The organism is Cohnella endophytica (assembly GCF_003628305.1).
Classification (GTDB): Bacteria; Bacillota; Bacilli; order Paenibacillales; family Paenibacillaceae; genus Cohnella; species Cohnella endophytica.
The window spans coordinates 21,553-36,839 of the sequence record NZ_RBZM01000003.1; the positions used below are offsets into that span (position 1 = coordinate 21,553).

At 53.7% G+C, this 15,287-nt stretch carries 15 protein-coding genes; 14 read left to right on the forward strand and 1 reads right to left on the reverse strand.

The annotated features are described in order from the left end of the window. Positions 1-9: 9 nt before the first annotated feature. From D7Z26_RS05400 to D7Z26_RS05450, 11 genes are all read left to right on the forward strand, one after another. Positions 10-630 carry a cyclase family protein gene (locus D7Z26_RS05400; protein WP_120975056.1) on the forward strand — a complete coding sequence of 207 codons (621 nt, stop codon included), beginning with the start codon at positions 10-12 and terminating at the stop codon, positions 628-630. A 103-nt stretch (positions 631-733) separates the two neighbouring features. Then, a complete protein-coding gene (locus D7Z26_RS05405; RefSeq protein ID WP_120975057.1) occupies positions 734-1,357 on the forward strand; it encodes a YhbD family protein in 624 nt (207 codons plus the stop codon). Positions 1,358-1,369: 12 nt separating this feature from the next. Then, a complete protein-coding gene (locus tag D7Z26_RS05410) occupies positions 1,370-2,059 on the forward strand; it encodes a bactofilin family protein (protein WP_120975058.1) in 690 nt (229 codons plus the stop codon). Beyond that, complete coding sequence (locus D7Z26_RS05415; RefSeq protein ID WP_147423830.1) at positions 2,052-2,726, forward strand: hypothetical protein; 675 nt, start codon at positions 2,052-2,054, stop codon at positions 2,724-2,726. Before D7Z26_RS05410 ends, D7Z26_RS05415 begins: the two co-directional genes overlap by 8 nt. 59 nt (positions 2,727-2,785) lie before the next feature. After that, positions 2,786-4,330 carry an MDR family MFS transporter gene (locus tag D7Z26_RS05420; protein ID WP_120975060.1) on the forward strand — a complete coding sequence of 515 codons (1,545 nt, stop codon included), beginning with the start codon at positions 2,786-2,788 and terminating at the stop codon, positions 4,328-4,330. A 117-nt stretch (positions 4,331-4,447) separates the two neighbouring features. Continuing rightward, positions 4,448-5,956 carry an MDR family MFS transporter gene (locus D7Z26_RS05425; protein ID WP_120975061.1) on the forward strand — a complete coding sequence of 503 codons (1,509 nt, stop codon included), beginning with the start codon at positions 4,448-4,450 and terminating at the stop codon, positions 5,954-5,956. Between the two features lie 145 nt (positions 5,957-6,101). Continuing rightward, positions 6,102-7,562, forward strand: coding sequence for an S-layer homology domain-containing protein (locus D7Z26_RS27425; RefSeq protein WP_199731673.1), 1,461 nt, complete (start codon positions 6,102-6,104; stop codon positions 7,560-7,562). Positions 7,563-7,673: 111 nt separating this feature from the next. Further along, the gene (locus D7Z26_RS05435; RefSeq protein WP_120975062.1) at positions 7,674-9,260 is read left to right on the forward strand and encodes a peptide chain release factor 3; all 1,587 of its coding nucleotides are present in this window, start codon (positions 7,674-7,676) and stop codon (positions 9,258-9,260) included. 118 nt (positions 9,261-9,378) lie between these two features. Then, positions 9,379-10,293 (forward strand): proline dehydrogenase family protein, encoded by a 915-nt coding sequence (locus D7Z26_RS05440; protein WP_120975063.1) that lies wholly within the window; start codon positions 9,379-9,381, stop codon positions 10,291-10,293. A gap of 34 nt (positions 10,294-10,327) precedes the next feature. Next, positions 10,328-11,911 carry an L-glutamate gamma-semialdehyde dehydrogenase gene (gene pruA, locus D7Z26_RS05445; protein WP_120975064.1) on the forward strand — a complete coding sequence of 528 codons (1,584 nt, stop codon included), beginning with the start codon at positions 10,328-10,330 and terminating at the stop codon, positions 11,909-11,911. 139 nt (positions 11,912-12,050) lie between these two features. Continuing rightward, positions 12,051-13,220 (forward strand): alpha-D-ribose 1-methylphosphonate 5-triphosphate diphosphatase, encoded by a 1,170-nt coding sequence (locus D7Z26_RS05450; protein ID WP_120975065.1) that lies wholly within the window; start codon positions 12,051-12,053, stop codon positions 13,218-13,220. Here D7Z26_RS05450 and sspI read toward each other — a convergent pair. Continuing rightward, positions 13,213-13,434, reverse strand: coding sequence for a small acid-soluble spore protein SspI (sspI, locus tag D7Z26_RS05455; protein ID WP_120975066.1), 222 nt, complete (start codon positions 13,432-13,434; stop codon positions 13,213-13,215). The two genes, D7Z26_RS05450 and sspI, sit on opposite strands and share 8 nt — an antisense overlap. 138 nt (positions 13,435-13,572) lie before the next feature. Here sspI and D7Z26_RS05460 point away from each other — a divergent pair, with 138 nt between their 5' ends. From D7Z26_RS05460 to D7Z26_RS28065, 3 genes are read left to right on the forward strand one after another with little or no spacing between them, the layout of a single operon-like run. Continuing rightward, positions 13,573-14,262: a potassium channel family protein gene (locus D7Z26_RS05460; protein WP_233566648.1), complete on the forward strand. Its 690-nt coding sequence runs from the start codon at positions 13,573-13,575 to the stop codon at positions 14,260-14,262. Beyond that, entirely contained in the window at positions 14,249-15,073 is an 825-nt protein-coding gene (locus D7Z26_RS05465) for a TrmH family RNA methyltransferase (RefSeq protein ID WP_120975068.1), read from the forward strand. Before D7Z26_RS05460 ends, D7Z26_RS05465 begins: the two co-directional genes overlap by 14 nt. Before the next feature lie 5 nt (positions 15,074-15,078). Further along, the gene (locus tag D7Z26_RS28065; protein ID WP_407643488.1) at positions 15,079-15,237 is read left to right on the forward strand and encodes an N-acetyltransferase; all 159 of its coding nucleotides are present in this window, start codon (positions 15,079-15,081) and stop codon (positions 15,235-15,237) included. Positions 15,238-15,287 lie beyond the last annotated feature (50 nt).

Consider the following 15,287-nt stretch of genomic DNA (forward strand, 5'->3'; position numbering starts at 1 on the left):
ACTTTAGATATGCCTAATATTTACGATATTACGATGACCGTAGAAGAAAGCATGCAAGTGTGGAAAAACTACGAGCAGAAGAAGCCGCGCATCTCGAACGTGCAGAACCATGACGAAGGCAAGCCGCATGAAAGCTTGCTTACGATGAACACGCACACGGGTACGCACGTAGACGCACCACTGCACATGCTCGCGGGCGGAGCAACGATCGAGACGATTACGCTCGAGCGCCTAGTCGGACCGGCTCGCGTGCTCGATCTCACCCACGTCGTAGATTGCATCACGAAGGATGATCTCGTTCCGTTCGCCATTCAGCGCGGCGAGCGCTTGTTATTCAAGACGGCAAGCTCGCTCAGCGAGGAGTTCCTGATGGACTTCCCGTTCCTCCGCGAGGACGGGGCGAAGTATTTGGCGGATATCGGGGTAGGATTAATCGCTTCCGACGCTCTAGGGATCGAGCGCGCGCAAGCGGAGTATCCGACGCATCGGACGCTTATGCGTAACGACGTGATCATCGTCGAGGGCGTACGCTTGAAAGACGTCGAAGCGGGCAACTATACGCTCGTGATCGCTCCGTTAAAGCTGACCGGCATCGATGCCGCTCCGGCTCGGGCTTTCTTGATGGCTTAATCGGCGTATACAACGTTGAAGATGGGAGAACCTTTGGGTTCTCTCTTTTTTTGGTCTTTACAGCGTAACAGTGTTATGTTACATTAATGGCGGAGGGATGATCATGGAACCGAATTTAATATCCAAAAAGGAACTGCTCGACGAAAAGGGCATTTCTTACGGTCAATTGTACCGTTGGAAACGAAAGCAGCTCATTCCCGAAGACTGGTTTATCCGAAAATCGACGTTTACGGGCCAGGAAACGTTTTTCCCGCGGGATTTGATCTTAGCGCGTATCGATAAAATCATGAACATGAAAGATGATTTGTCGTTGGATGAACTCGCGGATCAGTTTTCCCCCTTGCTTCCGGAGTATGAATTGCGCAAAGCGGATTTAATGAAACGTAACATTGTTTCGAATGTGGTCATCGAAAGGTTCGCGTCCGTTGATTCGGATTCTATCGTATATACGTTCGAGCGACTGCTTTACTTCTTCGTCGCGGATAAGTTGCTCCATGCGGGCGACATGAGCATGGAAGAAGGCGAACGATTGCTGCAGACGATGAGGGAGCATTTTCCGAAATTCGAAGGCAAAGCATGCGATTTGTTATTCGCTCGTAAGATGGGCGTGTCGTCTTTCGCGTTGCTGTCGGTACCGGCCGATATTTATTACGAGAGCGGAGTCAAACTGATCGCGCGACTATCCATGAACGAATGCATCGAACAATTAAAAGCAAAATTGATGTAGGAGGAATTGCAGATGGCAGTAGGCGCGGGGAAACCCGATCTGATCATTAACGGGGTAAGCAATGCCGGAGGCGGAGAGTATTCGAGCGTGAAGGTTGACGGAGTCGGCACGGTTAACGGCGATGTGTCCGCGGTCACGTTCGATGCGAACGGGGTTACGAAGGTCAGAGGAAACTTGGTCGCCGAGGAAATAGATTGCGACGGAATCATGAAGGTAAAAGGCGATTTGATCGCAGGTCGTTCCGTCGTCGACGGTAACATCAAGATCGAAGGAGCGGTCAAGGGTGATCGTCTCTCGGTTAACGGGATTCTGAACGTCGGCAAGGAATGCGAGCTCGAGACGCTCGAGATGGAAGGCGCCTTTAACATCGGCGGGTTTCTGAATGCCGGACAATTGAATGTAAGGCTTCACGGGAAAGGGCGAGCGCAGGACATCGGCGTGGAATCGATCAAGGTCCGACAGGCTTCCAAGAGCAAATGGAATATTTTATGGCGATGGATGCTTCCGCGGTTCAGTCCCGAACTCGAGACGAATTCGATCGAAGGGGACGAAATCGATCTGGAATATACGGAGGCTAACGTTGTACGCGGTTCCCGGGTTTTCATCGGCAAAGGGTGCGTGATCGGAACCGTGGAATATCGGACGGAGCTTAAAGTTCATCCGGGAGCGAAAATCGGCAAAGAGGTGAAGACAGGTGGCTGAGCAAACGAGAAGGGATTTGAGGATGGTCGGGACGACGACATCGGCGGGAGGTTTGTTCCGCGACGTCAAGCTGATCGGAGAAAGCGAGTTTCATGGCAACGTGGATTGCCTTAAGTTTACGAACACGGGCGAAGTCGAGGTCAACGGAAGCCTGAAAGCGGCCTCCGAATTGAAAGTGACGGGGGAATGCACGATCCGCGGCAGCTTGGAGGCGCGGAGGTTGCGCGGTAGAGGAGAGATTAAAATACTGCAAGGCCTCCGCGGCGAGCATATTAAGTTCACCGGGAACATAGATACCGGAGGAGATTGCGAAATCGACGCCTGCGAACTGCAAGGGGCATTTAACATCGAAGGGCTGTTGAGCGCTGATCATCTCGAGTTAAAAATGTTCGGTCCGTGCAGGGCGCGGGAAATCGGCGGAACGGCTTTGTCGGTGAAGCGCAGCAAAGCTTCGAAGTTATTAAGCATTTTTCGGTCGAGCGGGAACGCGGGATTGACGGTCGATCAAATCGAAGGAGACCGAGTGCAATTAGAGTACACGGTCGCCGCGGTCGTAAGGGGAAAGCATGTCACGGTCGGTCCGGGCTGCGAGATCGGGCGCGTAGAGTACGGAGAAACGTTAACCGTGCATAAGAGCGCAATCGTGAAACAAAGGGTAAAACAATAACCGGACGAAAGAACAAAGGAAATATCGAAAATTTATCGAGGATAGGGTGTGCGTAACTCGTGTCTCAACCGGTAAAAAGCAATTTGGGCGTCGTCATCGCCGGACTATTGTTAGGGATTCTGATGGCGTCCATGGACAATACGATCGTCGCGACGGCGATGGGCAATATCGTAGGAGAGCTTGGCGGCCTGGATCAGTTCGTATGGGTCACATCCGCGTATATGGTCGCGGAAATGGCGGGCATGCCGATATTCGGCAAGCTATCCGATATGTACGGCCGCAAGAAGTTTTTCATCTTCGGCATTATCGTGTTCATGGCAGGATCGGCCCTGTGCGGAACGGCGCATTCGATTACCGAGCTAGCGCTTTACCGCGCGATTCAGGGCATCGGCGGCGGCGCTCTCGTTCCGATCGCGTTCACGATTATGTTCGACGCCGTGCCGCTTGAAACCCGCGGCAAGCTGGGAGGATTGTTCGGAGCGGTGTTCGGCTTGTCGAGTATTTTCGGACCGCTTCTCGGCGCCTACATTACGGACCATATCCACTGGGCATGGATTTTCTATATCAATCTGCCGCTAGGCGTCATTGCCTTCATTATGATCGCTTTCTTCTACAAGGAATCGCATGAGCATTCCAAGCAACGAATCGATTGGGGCGGAGCTTTCACGCTTGTGGGAGCGGTAGTCTGCCTAATGTTCGCGCTCGAGCTCGGAGGCAAGAAATTCGCTTGGGATTCGACGGAAATCATCGGCTTGTTCGCGGGCTTCGCGGTACTCGCCATTTCCTTCCTCATTACCGAGACCAAGGTGGCGGAACCGATTATTTCTTATGCCTTGTTCAAGAATCGTCTGTACGCGACGAGCATTATCGTAGCGATGTTCAGCGGAGCCGCGTTTATCGTCGCTTCCGTCTACATTCCGATTTTCATTCAAGGCGTACTCGGCGGTTCGGCCACGAACTCGGGGCTCGTGCTGCTACCTATGATGGTAGGATCGGTCGTCACGGCGACGATAGGCGGTTTTCTGATGACGAAGGTCCCCTACCGGAACATCATGATTCCTACGTTACTTGTTCTGGTAGCGGGTACGGCCCTCGTGGCAACGCTCCAATCCGACTCCACACGATTGATCGTTACCTTGTACATGATTCTAATCGGTCTTGGTATCGGCGCCTCCTTCTCCGTGCTTGGCAATACGGCGATCCACGGGTTAGAGGCGCGGCAACGCGGAACGGCCAGCGCGACATTAAACTTTACCCGGTCGCTTGGGATGACGATCGGCATTACGGTTTTCGGAATCGTTCAGAGCCATGTGTTCATGAATAAGCTTTCGAAATTCTTTTCCGCCGGCGGAGGCGGAGAGGGCTTCGAACTGCCGAAAGGCATGGATTTGAAGGATCCGCACGCGCTGTTAACGCCCGAACTTCGAATGCATATTCCGCCCAAAATTCTCGACCCGATTACGAAGATGCTGTCTTCTTCGATCGTCTACACCTTCGCATGGGCGATCATCCCTGCCGTGTTAGCGCTTCTGGCCGCTTTCTTCATGGGCAATACCAAGTTGGATCCGAACGCGGAGAAAGAAGAATACTCGGCCGGTCATTAAAGCCCGCATCGAAGCAAGGACAATTAAGTTCATATTGAGTTCATATTGGAACGGTATGGTGGTATTCGTGCCGAACAAGGCACGGAGAAACCAGTACAAAATCGGGTAGGTGTAAAAGTGGAAGAGAAAAAAAATAACAAGGCGCTCGTGCTGACCGGCTTACTGATCGGCCTCATCTTCGCGGAGCTCGACGAGACGGTCGTCTCGACGGCGATGCCGACGATTATCCGCGAGTTGCACGGATTGTCTTTGTATGGATGGGTAGCGGGCGTATATATGCTTGCCATCACGATGTTCATGCCGATATTGGGAAAACTCGCGGATCTGTACGGACGCAAACGGATTTACTTAAGCTGCATCGCTTTGTTTATCGGGGGTTCGATCGTTTGCGGTCTCGCGCCGTCCATGACGTGGTTGCTGATCGGACGCGGCATTCAAGGCATCGGAGCCGGCGGATTGATGCCGCTAGCGCTCGTTATCATCGGAGATACGTATCCCCTGGAGCAACGGGCGAAGATACAAAGCCTGTTCGGTCCGTTGATGATCATTCCGCAATTGCTGGGACCGACCGTCGGCGGCCAAATCGTCGGCAGCATAAACTGGCATTGGGTGTTTCTTATCAACATTCCGGTCGGCCTCGTGGCAGCGGCGGTTATATCTAAGGGCATGCATGAGAAAAGAGGAGAAGAGAAGCGTTCGATCGACTGGGCCGGCGCAATAACGCTCGTGCTGGGTCTTCTATCGCTTCTGATGGCTCCCGTGCTCATCGACAACAAAGGGTACAGCTGGTCTTCTCCGACAATCATCGGATTGTTGGCAATCGCGGCTTTGCTGTTCGCGCTTCTGATCTATATCGAGAAGAAGGCGAAGGAACCGATAATCCCCCTTCATCTATTCCGTAACCGCAACGTTGTCGTTTTGTCCATGATCGTGTTCATTTTAATGCTCGGCATAATGGGCGGCATCGCGACATTCCCGTTTTTCGCGCAGAACGTCATGGGATTAACGCCGACCGCGTCCGGATACTTGATGATGGCGTTTATGGCGGGAGCGATACCTTCAAGCATCATTAATGGGTTCTTGATCACGCGCGTCGCTTACCGCAATTTGTTCATCGTCTGCTTCATGCTTCCGATCGTCGGTTTCTATCTGCTTTCGCAAGTCGGCGTCGATACGACAGTCCTCTACATCGTCGTCACCTTCTTTATTCTCGGCCTCGGCATCGGAGCCTTGTTCGGCGGAGATAACCTGATCGTGCAAGAGTCCGTCGAGAAGGAGAACAGCGGCATCGCCCTCGGAACGGTGCAGTTATTCCAGGCATTGGGAGCGACGATCGGACTGAGCGTGTTCGGCAGCCTGCTGTCGCAGAAAATTACGGGAGGCATCGCGGGCATCGCGGATCGCTTACCCGAAGGGACTGCGGAAAATATCACGACGGGCGGTATCCCGAGCGGATTGGCCGCGGATCTGGTGGATCGGATCAAGCTCGCGTTCGCGGACGCGTTCCAGCACATTTTCTCGATTTCGATTTTCTTCGTCATAGCCGCGTTTATCATTTGCTGGTTCTTGAAAAAGGAAGTGCTCACCAAGCGGGAAGCGGAAGCGGGCGCCGGGTTGTCTCATTAATGCCGGGCTGGTTAAGGCTTGCGGGCTCTTCGGAGCCTGCAGGTCTTTTTTTGTTTTTGAAAGAACTCAAAAAAAATTAATTAGAACCCGATAATCTCATTAGATTGAGATTATCATTTGTTTCTAGGAGGTAAAGACATTGGGTATGAAGCGTAAGTGGTTGGCCGGCTTAACGGCCGGGGGGATACTATTTGGCGCTGGGGCGGCGACGGTATCGGCGAAAACGTCGACGGATTTCACTGATTTGAAGGATTTGGACGCGGCGACGAAAGCGAAGTTCGACGCGATGCTTCAAGCGGGGATATTCGACGGAGTAGGGGATTCAAGCTTCGGACTGAAGGATGAAATGAACCGGGCTCAATTCGCGAAAGTGGCAGCACTGATCATGGGGCTCGATGTGAATAAGGATGTCAAGACGTCTTCCTTTTCCGACGTGAAAGCCGACGAAAGTAACGGTTGGGCGCTTCCGTATATCGAGGCTGCGAAAAAAGCAGGCCTCATGGAGGGCGACGGGAGCGGATCGTTTAAACCTTCGGACCAAGTGACGAAAGAGCAGTTAGCGACGTTGCTCGTGCGGACTCTGGGAAAAGAGGGCGAGGCGAAGTCGAAGACGGGAACCGACCCTTCGGTTTCAGACTGGGCGCAAGGTTACGTGAATCTAGCTTTGGAATTGAAGCTTTTGCCCAACGGATCTGCCGGCCAATTCGGCGGCACGACAAACGCTACGCGGGATTTGCTCTTGACGGGCGCCTACGAGGCGAAGAAAGAAATCTCGGTAGCGCCGGAGATGAAGGGCATCGCGGTGGACGGCAATAAAGAGCTGAAGCTGGCCCTTACGGACGCGATCGATCCGAAATCGGTCAAGCTATCGAACGTCAAGATCAACGGTATTACGCTGGACGATACGCTGGACAGCTTTGAGGTATCGGAGGACGGTAAAACGATCACGATCAAGTTCCGTCCAAATTTCAATTGGGGCTACGGCAGTAACCCTACCATCACAGTGACGGGCTTGACCTCGCTGTTTGGCAAATCGGTTCCGGAGACTCCGGCGACGCCGCCGGTCATCACGGTGACGAATCCTCCGGCTCCTCCTGCGTCGACTTATACGCCTCCGAGTAATCCGGCTCCGACGTTGAGTGTGTCTACGGTGGCCGAAGATCAAACCTATGTGAATTTCACTGTCGAAACTGTAGGGGCAAGCAAGTTGTACTACATGGTTTCGGAGAGTCTTAATTTGAATCCCAGACCAGAGATTTTGAAAGAGGACGCGATGTTTTCCAACCCTCTTCCTTTAACCGGATTCCAATACGTCTCATCCGGTATTCCTACTTCGTTTACTGTAACGGGACTAACTCCAAGTAAAGAGTACATGCTCTACATAGTAGCCGAAGGAGCTTCCGGGTTTTCAAGCGTCGTCAAGAAAGAGTTCTCTACGTTGGGAACAGATCCAGGAACTTATCCAGGTCCAGGTCCAGGTCCAGGTCCAGGTCCAGGTCCAGGTCCAGGTCCAGGTCCAGGTCCAGAAACAGATCCGGGTCCAGGTTCAGGTCCGGGCGGTCCGGGCCCGGGCCCGGAAACAAATCCACCTGAAGAATTACCTTAATAAAGTTGCGAATAAGCGAGCTCCGCGTTCCGAAAGGAAACGCGGAGCTTTTTCGTATATTATGCTATAATGGAGTCTGTTATTTTAATGTGAAGGGAACTTCGAACACGGATGAGCCAAAAAGCAACGGATGAACTACGGCATGAGGTCGAGAAGCGCCGTACTTTCGCTATAATTTCCCACCCCGATGCGGGGAAAACGACATTGACGGAGAAGCTGCTCCTTTATGGAGGCGCGATCCATATCGCCGGGTCGGTCAAAGCGCGCAAAGCGGCGCGCCATGCGACGAGCGACTGGATGGAGATCGAGAAGCAACGGGGAATCTCGGTTACTTCCTCGGTTATGCAGTTCCAATACGAAGGCAAGCAAGTTAACATTCTGGATACTCCCGGTCACCAAGACTTCTCCGAAGATACGTACCGGACGCTTACCGCGGCGGATAGCGCGGTCATGCTCATCGACGTCGCCAAAGGCGTCGAGGCCCAGACGATCAAGCTTTTCCAAGTATGCAGCAAGCGTGGCATTCCGATTTTTACTTTTATTAACAAGCTGGACCGCGAAGGGCAAAACCCGTTCGAATTGCTAGAGGAAATCGAACGCGTGCTCGGCATCCGCTCGGTGCCGATGAACTGGCCGATCGGCATGGGACGCGAGCTGTGCGGAGTGTACGACCGGATGAAAAACCAAGTCGAGCTGTTCCAAGGGAAAGACCATAGCTCGATCGAGGTTCGCAAGACGGAGGATTACCATGATCCCGTCATCCGCGAGATGGCCGGCGATTATTTGGCGGACCAACTGGCGCAAGATTTGGAGCTGCTCGATGTCGCAGGCGATTCCTTCGACTACGAGAAAGTCCGCACGGGACAACTGACGCCGGTATTTTTCGGAAGCGCGGTGAACAACTTCGGCGTGCAAACGTTCCTCGAGAATTTCCTGGAACTAGCGCCGCAACCGACGGAACGCAAATCGACGGACGGCATGGTCGATCCAACCGACGAGAAGTTCTCGGGTTACGTATTCAAAATCCAAGCGAACATGAATCCCGCTCACCGCGATCGCATCGCGTTTCTGCGGATTTGCTCCGGCAAATTCCAACGGGGAATGAGCGTAAAGCACGTGCGCGTGGGTAAAGATATCAAGCTGTCGCAACCGCAACAATTCCTTGCGCAGGACCGGGATATCGTCGAGACGGCATACCCGGGCGACATTATCGGGTTGTTCGATCCGGGTATTTTCCGCATCGGGGATAGCTTGAGCGAAGGCAAGGAAGTCGTGTTCGACGAGCTGCCGACGTTCTCTCCGGAGATTTTCTCCAAGGTGTCGATCAAGAACGCGCTGAAGCAGAAGCAGTATTTGAAAGGTCTTGACCAGCTCACCGAAGAGGGTATGGTTCAGGTGTTCCGTTCGGTCGGAGCATTCGAGGACACCTATCTCGGCGTCGTCGGCCAATTGCAATTCGAGGTGTTCGAGTATCGGATGAAGAACGAGTACGGCGTCGATATTCAATTGTTCCGCACGCAGTTCCAGTTCGCGCGGTGGATCGTCGGAGGTAAAGTAGACCCGACCAAATTCCGTATCAATTCGATTCTCGTCAAGGACAAGAACGACGTAGACGTCGCGCTGTTCGAGAACGAATACGCGATGAGAACCGCGATGGAGCGGATGCCGGACTTGGAGTTCCTCGAAGTCGCGCCTTAAGTTACAACGTTAAGCAAGGAGTTCGTTGCCAGGGAAGTTGGCGGCGGGCTCCTTTTTGCGTTCGCGAGAATATACTGGGTAAACGATCGATGCCGCAGGGAGACAGGGGAGTGCAATCATGATCGCCCGGGATTTCTTTCTGTTCTTATCCAAGAATGCGTTAGCGAATCGGACGGCGAGAAAATGGGGCTTGCGCTTCGGCGCGAACCGATTCGTGGCCGGAGAAACGCTGCAGACGGCGATTCAAACCGTTCGCGAGCTTAATTCCGATGGAATCGAGGCAACGCTCGACCATCTTGGGGAATTCGTATCGAGTCCCGAAGAAGCGAATGCAATGATGGAATATTGCTTGCGCACGCTAGATGCAATCCAAGATTCCGGAGTTCGCTCTAATCTTAGCTTAAAGTTGACTCAGCTTGGCCTCGATATTTCCGCGGACCTATGCCTCTCGAATATGAAACGAATTCTGGACCGGGCGCGGCAATACGGAAATTTCGTGCGCATCGACATGGAGGATTACGCCCGGAACGAGAGGACGCTCGAAATGTTCGAACAGCTTCGGGGGACTTACGTAGCTACGGTCGGCGTCGTCATTCAAGCTTACTTGCGCAAATCGATTGGCGATATCGAGCGCTTGGCTTCGTTGAAGCCGAATCTTCGTCTTGTTAAGGGAGCTTATAAGGAGCCGCAGGAGGTCGCTTATCCGTTAAAAAGCGACGTCGACAGCAACTTCATCCGGCTGATCGAAAGTCATTTACTGCATGGAAATTTCGCGGCGGTAGCCACGCATGACGAAAAGATCATCGGGCATGTGAAGAGTTTCGCGGCTGAAAGGGGTATTCCACCGTCCCGATTCGAATTCCAAATGCTGTACGGCATTCGAAGTTATCGGCAAAAGGAGCTTGCGCGGGAAGGTTACGCGGTCAGGGTCTATGTTCCGTTCGGCACGGATTGGTACGGTTATTTCATGCGAAGACTCGCGGAAAGGCCGGCTAACGTTTGGTTCGTCGTCCGGTCGATGTTCAGGCGATAATAGTGACCTTATTCCAGGAAGGAGATGAGTTGCCATGACCTTATCGAAGGTTACACTAGAAGGATTGCCGGTTTATCGGAACGAGCCGTTCACGGATTTCGCGATTGCCGATAACAGGAAAGCGATGGTCGACGCGATTGCCGCGGTCAAAGCCGAGTTTGGCCGAACCTATCCGCTTACGATAGGCGGCAACAAAGTTTATACCGCAGAGACGATTCGTTCGGTTAATCCCGGCAACGTGGACGAAACCGTCGGTTATGCATGCAAAGCCTCGAAGGCCCACGCGGAGGAAGCGATGGGAGCGGCGCTAACGGCGTTCGAGACATGGAAGCGGGCGGGCGCGGCGGAGCGGTCTTCGTATCTATTACGCGCCGCCAAGCTGATGCGCGAGAGGAAGCATGGCTTCTCCGCGACGATGATTCTCGAATCGGGGAAAAACTGGGTAGAAGCCGACGTCGATACGGCCGAAGCGATCGATTTCTTGGAGTTCTACGCGCGCGAGGCGATTCGCTTGTCCGAGACGAACGAACATCGTCCTCTGGTCGCAATTCCGGGAGAAGCCAACCGGGTCGAATATATTCCGCTCGGCGTCGGCATCGTAATCCCGCCTTGGAATTTCCCGCTGGCGATATGCGTGGGAATGACTGCCGCCGCGATCGTTAGCGGGAACACGGTCGTGCTTAAGCCCTCATCCCTCACGCCGGTCATCGCGCATCGCTTCTTCGCGCTTATGGAAGAGGTAGGCCTTCCTGCTGGCGTCATCAACTATTTGCCGGGAAGCGGGGCCGAGGTCGGAGACTACCTGACGAAACATCCGCAAACCAGGTTCATCAGCTTTACCGGCTCTAAGGAGGTCGGACTCCGCATTAACCGGCTGGCGGCGGAGACGAGCGATGGCCAGATCTGGATCAAACGGGTCATCGCCGAGATGGGGGGCAAAGACGGCATCGTCGTCGACGAAACCGCCGATCTCGACGCGGCAGCGGCGGCGATCGTCGCCTCGGCTTTCGGATTTCAGGGGCAGAAATGCTCGGCGGGATCGCGAGCGATTATCGTCGACGACGTGTACGAGGAACTGGTCGGCAAGATCGTCGCGCGAACCCGCGAGTTGGAGGTAGGCTTGCCGGAGTTGGATTTCCCGAGCGGTCCCGTCTCCGACCCGTTAGCTTTCGATAAGATCATGGAATACATCGATATCGGAAGAGGCGAAGGCAATCTGTTGGTGGGGGGGCATAAAGCCGAGGGCAACGGATATTACATTCAGCCGACCGTGTTCTCGGAAGTGTCACCTAAAGCCCGCATTATGCAGGAGGAAATTTTCGGGCCGGTGCTGGCCATCTCGAGGGCGAAAGATTACAAGGAAGCGATCTCGATCTACAACGACACCGAATTCGGTCTTACCGGATCGTATTATTCCCAAGACGAGGGACGCATCGCTTACGCAACGCAAGAGATGCATTGCGGGAATTTGTACGTGAACCGCAAATGCACCGGCGCACTCGTCGGCGTTCACCCTTTCGGCGGATTCAATATGTCGGGGACCGATTCCAAAGCGGGCGGATACGACTACTTGTTGCTCTTCACGCAGGCGAAACTCGTTTCCCGCAAACTCAAGTAACTGGGGCTAGCGATTACGGCCGGTCTTTTCCGAAAGGGGGGATCGGTTTTTTGTCGGGTAAAGAGTTCGTTTGGCGCGGGGAATCCCTTGTTGTAAAATAGAGAGACAAACTTTACCGAAGAGGGCGGCGGATACGTTCATGGGGGACTTTACGACAATAAGAGGCGGATGGATCGTTCTTCCGGATGGCGTCATTAAAGGCGATCTGAGGATAGAGGACGGCCGAATCGCCGGGATAGAAGCAACGAACGTTTCCGAACGGAAGCTCTCGGATGATCGGATTATCGACGCGGAGGGCTCGTGGGTGCTGCCGGGACTGATCGATATTCATTGCGACGCGATCGAGAAGGAAGTGGAGCCGCGGCCGAATACCCTTTTTCCGTTAGACATGGCATTTCTTCAATTCGAACGCAAGCTGGCCGGGCATGGGATTACGACGATGTTGCATTCCTTGTCGCTTGGGGTGGGATTGAGCCTCAGGGGAGAACATCTTGTCTCGCAAATGGTAAGATTAATCGCCGAGCTTCGCGCGGAGAGGGCGATGATTCGGCATGGCGTCCATCTGCGCTACGAAGTTTCTCACTTGACGGGATTCGATCTCGCGAGAGGCTTGATGGAAGAAGGATTGCTCGATTATTTGTCGTTAATGGATCATGCTCCGGGACAAGGCCAATATCATCGTCCGGGGGCGTTCGAGCGGTACGTAATGAAAAATCAAGGCGTCGGATTGGAAGAAGTAGCCGCGATCGTGGAAGAACTGGAACAACGGCGGAGCCGGGTCGATTGGAGCAAGTTGAAGGATTTAACGGCGGAAGCCCGCGGTCGCGGAATCGCCGTTGCCTCTCACGACGACGACAGCCGAGAAGCCGTAGATCGATCTTTGGGTTTTTGGGCGACGGTGTCCGAATTTCCCCTTAGCCTTGAAACGGCAAAATACGCGCACTCCAAAGGAATGGGCGTATGCGTCGGCGCCCCCAATATCGTACGGGGAGGATCGCACGACGGTAATCTGAAGGCCGTGGACGCGATAAGGGATGGCGTGGCGGACATCCTATGCTCCGACTACCATCCCGCATCGTTGTTACATTCTATTTTCCTGTTGGAGAACGATGGAATTCCGCTTCACAAGGCGGTGGCCATGGCCACGATCAACCCCGCGCAAGCGTTGGGACGCTCTTCTGAAGTCGGTTCGATCGTCGTTGGCAAGAAAGCCGATCTCATCGTCGTGCGCAAAGTTCGCGGCAATCCTCTCGTGAAATATACGCTTGTCGGCGGAACGGTCGTTCACGCGTCTCAAGATTTTATTTGACCGCGGATTGTTCGCTTAGTTTCTTATGAAGAACGTTGGCCATCTTCTTGCGAGCGGCGGCGGTGCTGCCCTGCCAGATGATCTCGAATAATACGCCGATGCCCGGCAAGGCCATCTCTTCGCCGCCTATCGAGCTTTCGATGACCTCGGCGAGCTCATCTTCGCTGTTGCCCTGCACGCGCTGAACGATTGCTTGCCGTAAATTCAATTCCACGGATGTAGCCTCCTCTTAAAGGGGAACTTCCCGTGTAGATTTCCCTGTCGGCCCAGCGGTTATGCCCGTTTGGGATTATGTTATAATTATGACCTTGAGGAATTATTTCGGTCGATTATCGTGAGGAGGATGTCCATCGTGACCAAGAAAGCCTACGCCAAAAAAGCTAAAAAGCAATTCGCCATCATCGGATTAGGACGGTTCGGATCGAACGTCGCCAAATATTTGGCGGAGTTAGGCTACGAAGTGCTGGCCGTCGACGATAACGCCCAACGCGTGCAGGATGTCGCCCATTACGTAACGCATGCCGTCATTGCCGACTCCACGGACGAAGAGGCGATGAGCGCGCTCGGAATCCGTAATTTCGACGTCGTCGTCGTCGCTATCGGGCAAGATATTCAGTCGAGCATTCTAACGACGTTAATCTTAAAGGACTTGGGAGTACCATCTATTATCGTGAAAGCTCAGAACGACCTCCACGGAAAAGTGCTCAATAAAATCGGTGCCGATAAAGTCGTTTTCCCCGAGCGGGATATGGGACTGCGGGTTGCGCATCATCTGATCTCGCCGAATATTCTCGAGCATATCGAGCTGTCCGTCGATTATAGTATCGTTGAAATGAAGCTTCCTTCTTCGATGGTCGGCAAAAACTTGAAGCAGCTCGATATCCGGCTGAAATACAATTGCAACGTTCTCGCCGTAAAGCGCGACGGAGAGATGAACATTACTCCCCGGGCGGACGAGCCTCTCATTCGGGACGATGTGCTTGTTATCGTCGGCAAGAATGATCAATTAACCAAATTGGAGCAAGCGCATGCGGAACCTTAAAGGATACATAGGCTCGTTAGACAACCCGCGCGTGAAAGCTTGGGCCAAGCTGCTGGAACGCAAGCATCGGGAACGGGAAGGCAAGTTCCTGCTGGAAGGCGTTCACCTCGTGCAGGAAGCATTGGCTGCCGGTTGGCCATTGGAAGCGATCGCCTTCGACGAAGGTTCGGAAGTTCTCGATCAATTCGAGTCTTTCATGGACGATGAAGAAATGAACGAAGAGGGATCCGACGTTCCTTGGTTCCCTGTCTCGCCCGAGATTATCGCGAAGTGCAGCGAGACGGGCACGCCTCAGCCGATCTTCGCGATCGCGCTCAAGAAGCCCCCCAGCGCGGAGTCGCTATTCGGTGCGGAGAGCGGGCTTGTGGCCGTCCTCGACGGCGTGCAGGACCCCGGCAACGTCGGCACGATTGTCAGAAGCGCCGCTGCTAGCGGGGCGACTGCCGTCGTTCTAGGCAAAGGAACGGTCGACTTATACAATCCGAAGACGATTCGCTCGACGATGGGCGCGCTATTCCATGTCCCCGTTCTGGAAGCGGACTTAACGACATTGCTGCCCCAAGCTTCCGCTCGAGGAGTCTCAATAGTTGGGACAAGTCTGCAAGCCGCGAAGTCTTGCTATGACTACGATTTTCGCGAGAGCAACGTTTGGCTTATCTTCGGCAACGAAGGGAGCGGCATGTCCGAGCAAGTAAGCGTATTAGCGCATGCGAATGTAATTATTCCCATGACCGGTCGCGCGGAATCCCTTAACGTCGCCATGGCGGCAACGGTGCTTCTTTTCGAGGCTCAGCGGCAACGGGGACAATAAGACGTATCGCCTCCCGATATCGCGGAGGACATATCGCCCGGGACCTGCTTCGATTAGTCGTGGATGACGCAAGAAAGCAGGACAAACGGATTATTCCAACGTGCTCCTATGCGTTGGCACAGTTCAAACGGCATGCGGAATACGGGGACGTATGGCAGAAATGAACGAATAACTTATCGTTTTATCGAATAAACCGATTAAAAGGACAAGCGTC

Excerpts from the sequence above, each read along its gene's own strand:
- D7Z26_RS05405 (WP_120975057.1), top strand. The coding sequence starts at position 734 with ATGGAACCGAATTTAATATCCAAAAAGGAACTGCTCGACGAAAAGGGC.
- D7Z26_RS05465 (WP_120975068.1), top strand. The coding sequence starts at position 14,249 with ATGCGGAACCTTAAAGGATACATAGGCTCGTTAGACAACCCGCGCGTG.
- D7Z26_RS05435 (WP_120975062.1), top strand. The coding sequence starts at position 7,674 with ATGAGCCAAAAAGCAACGGATGAACTACGGCATGAGGTCGAGAAGCGC.
- D7Z26_RS05400 (WP_120975056.1), top strand. The coding sequence starts at position 10 with ATGCCTAATATTTACGATATTACGATGACCGTAGAAGAAAGCATGCAA.
- D7Z26_RS05450 (WP_120975065.1), top strand. The coding sequence starts at position 12,051 with ATGGGGGACTTTACGACAATAAGAGGCGGATGGATCGTTCTTCCGGAT.
- D7Z26_RS05410 (WP_120975058.1), top strand. The coding sequence starts at position 1,370 with ATGGCAGTAGGCGCGGGGAAACCCGATCTGATCATTAACGGGGTAAGC.
- pruA (WP_120975064.1), top strand. The coding sequence starts at position 10,328 with ATGACCTTATCGAAGGTTACACTAGAAGGATTGCCGGTTTATCGGAAC.
- D7Z26_RS05440 (WP_120975063.1), top strand. The coding sequence starts at position 9,379 with ATGATCGCCCGGGATTTCTTTCTGTTCTTATCCAAGAATGCGTTAGCG.
- D7Z26_RS27425 (WP_199731673.1), top strand. The coding sequence starts at position 6,102 with ATGAAGCGTAAGTGGTTGGCCGGCTTAACGGCCGGGGGGATACTATTT.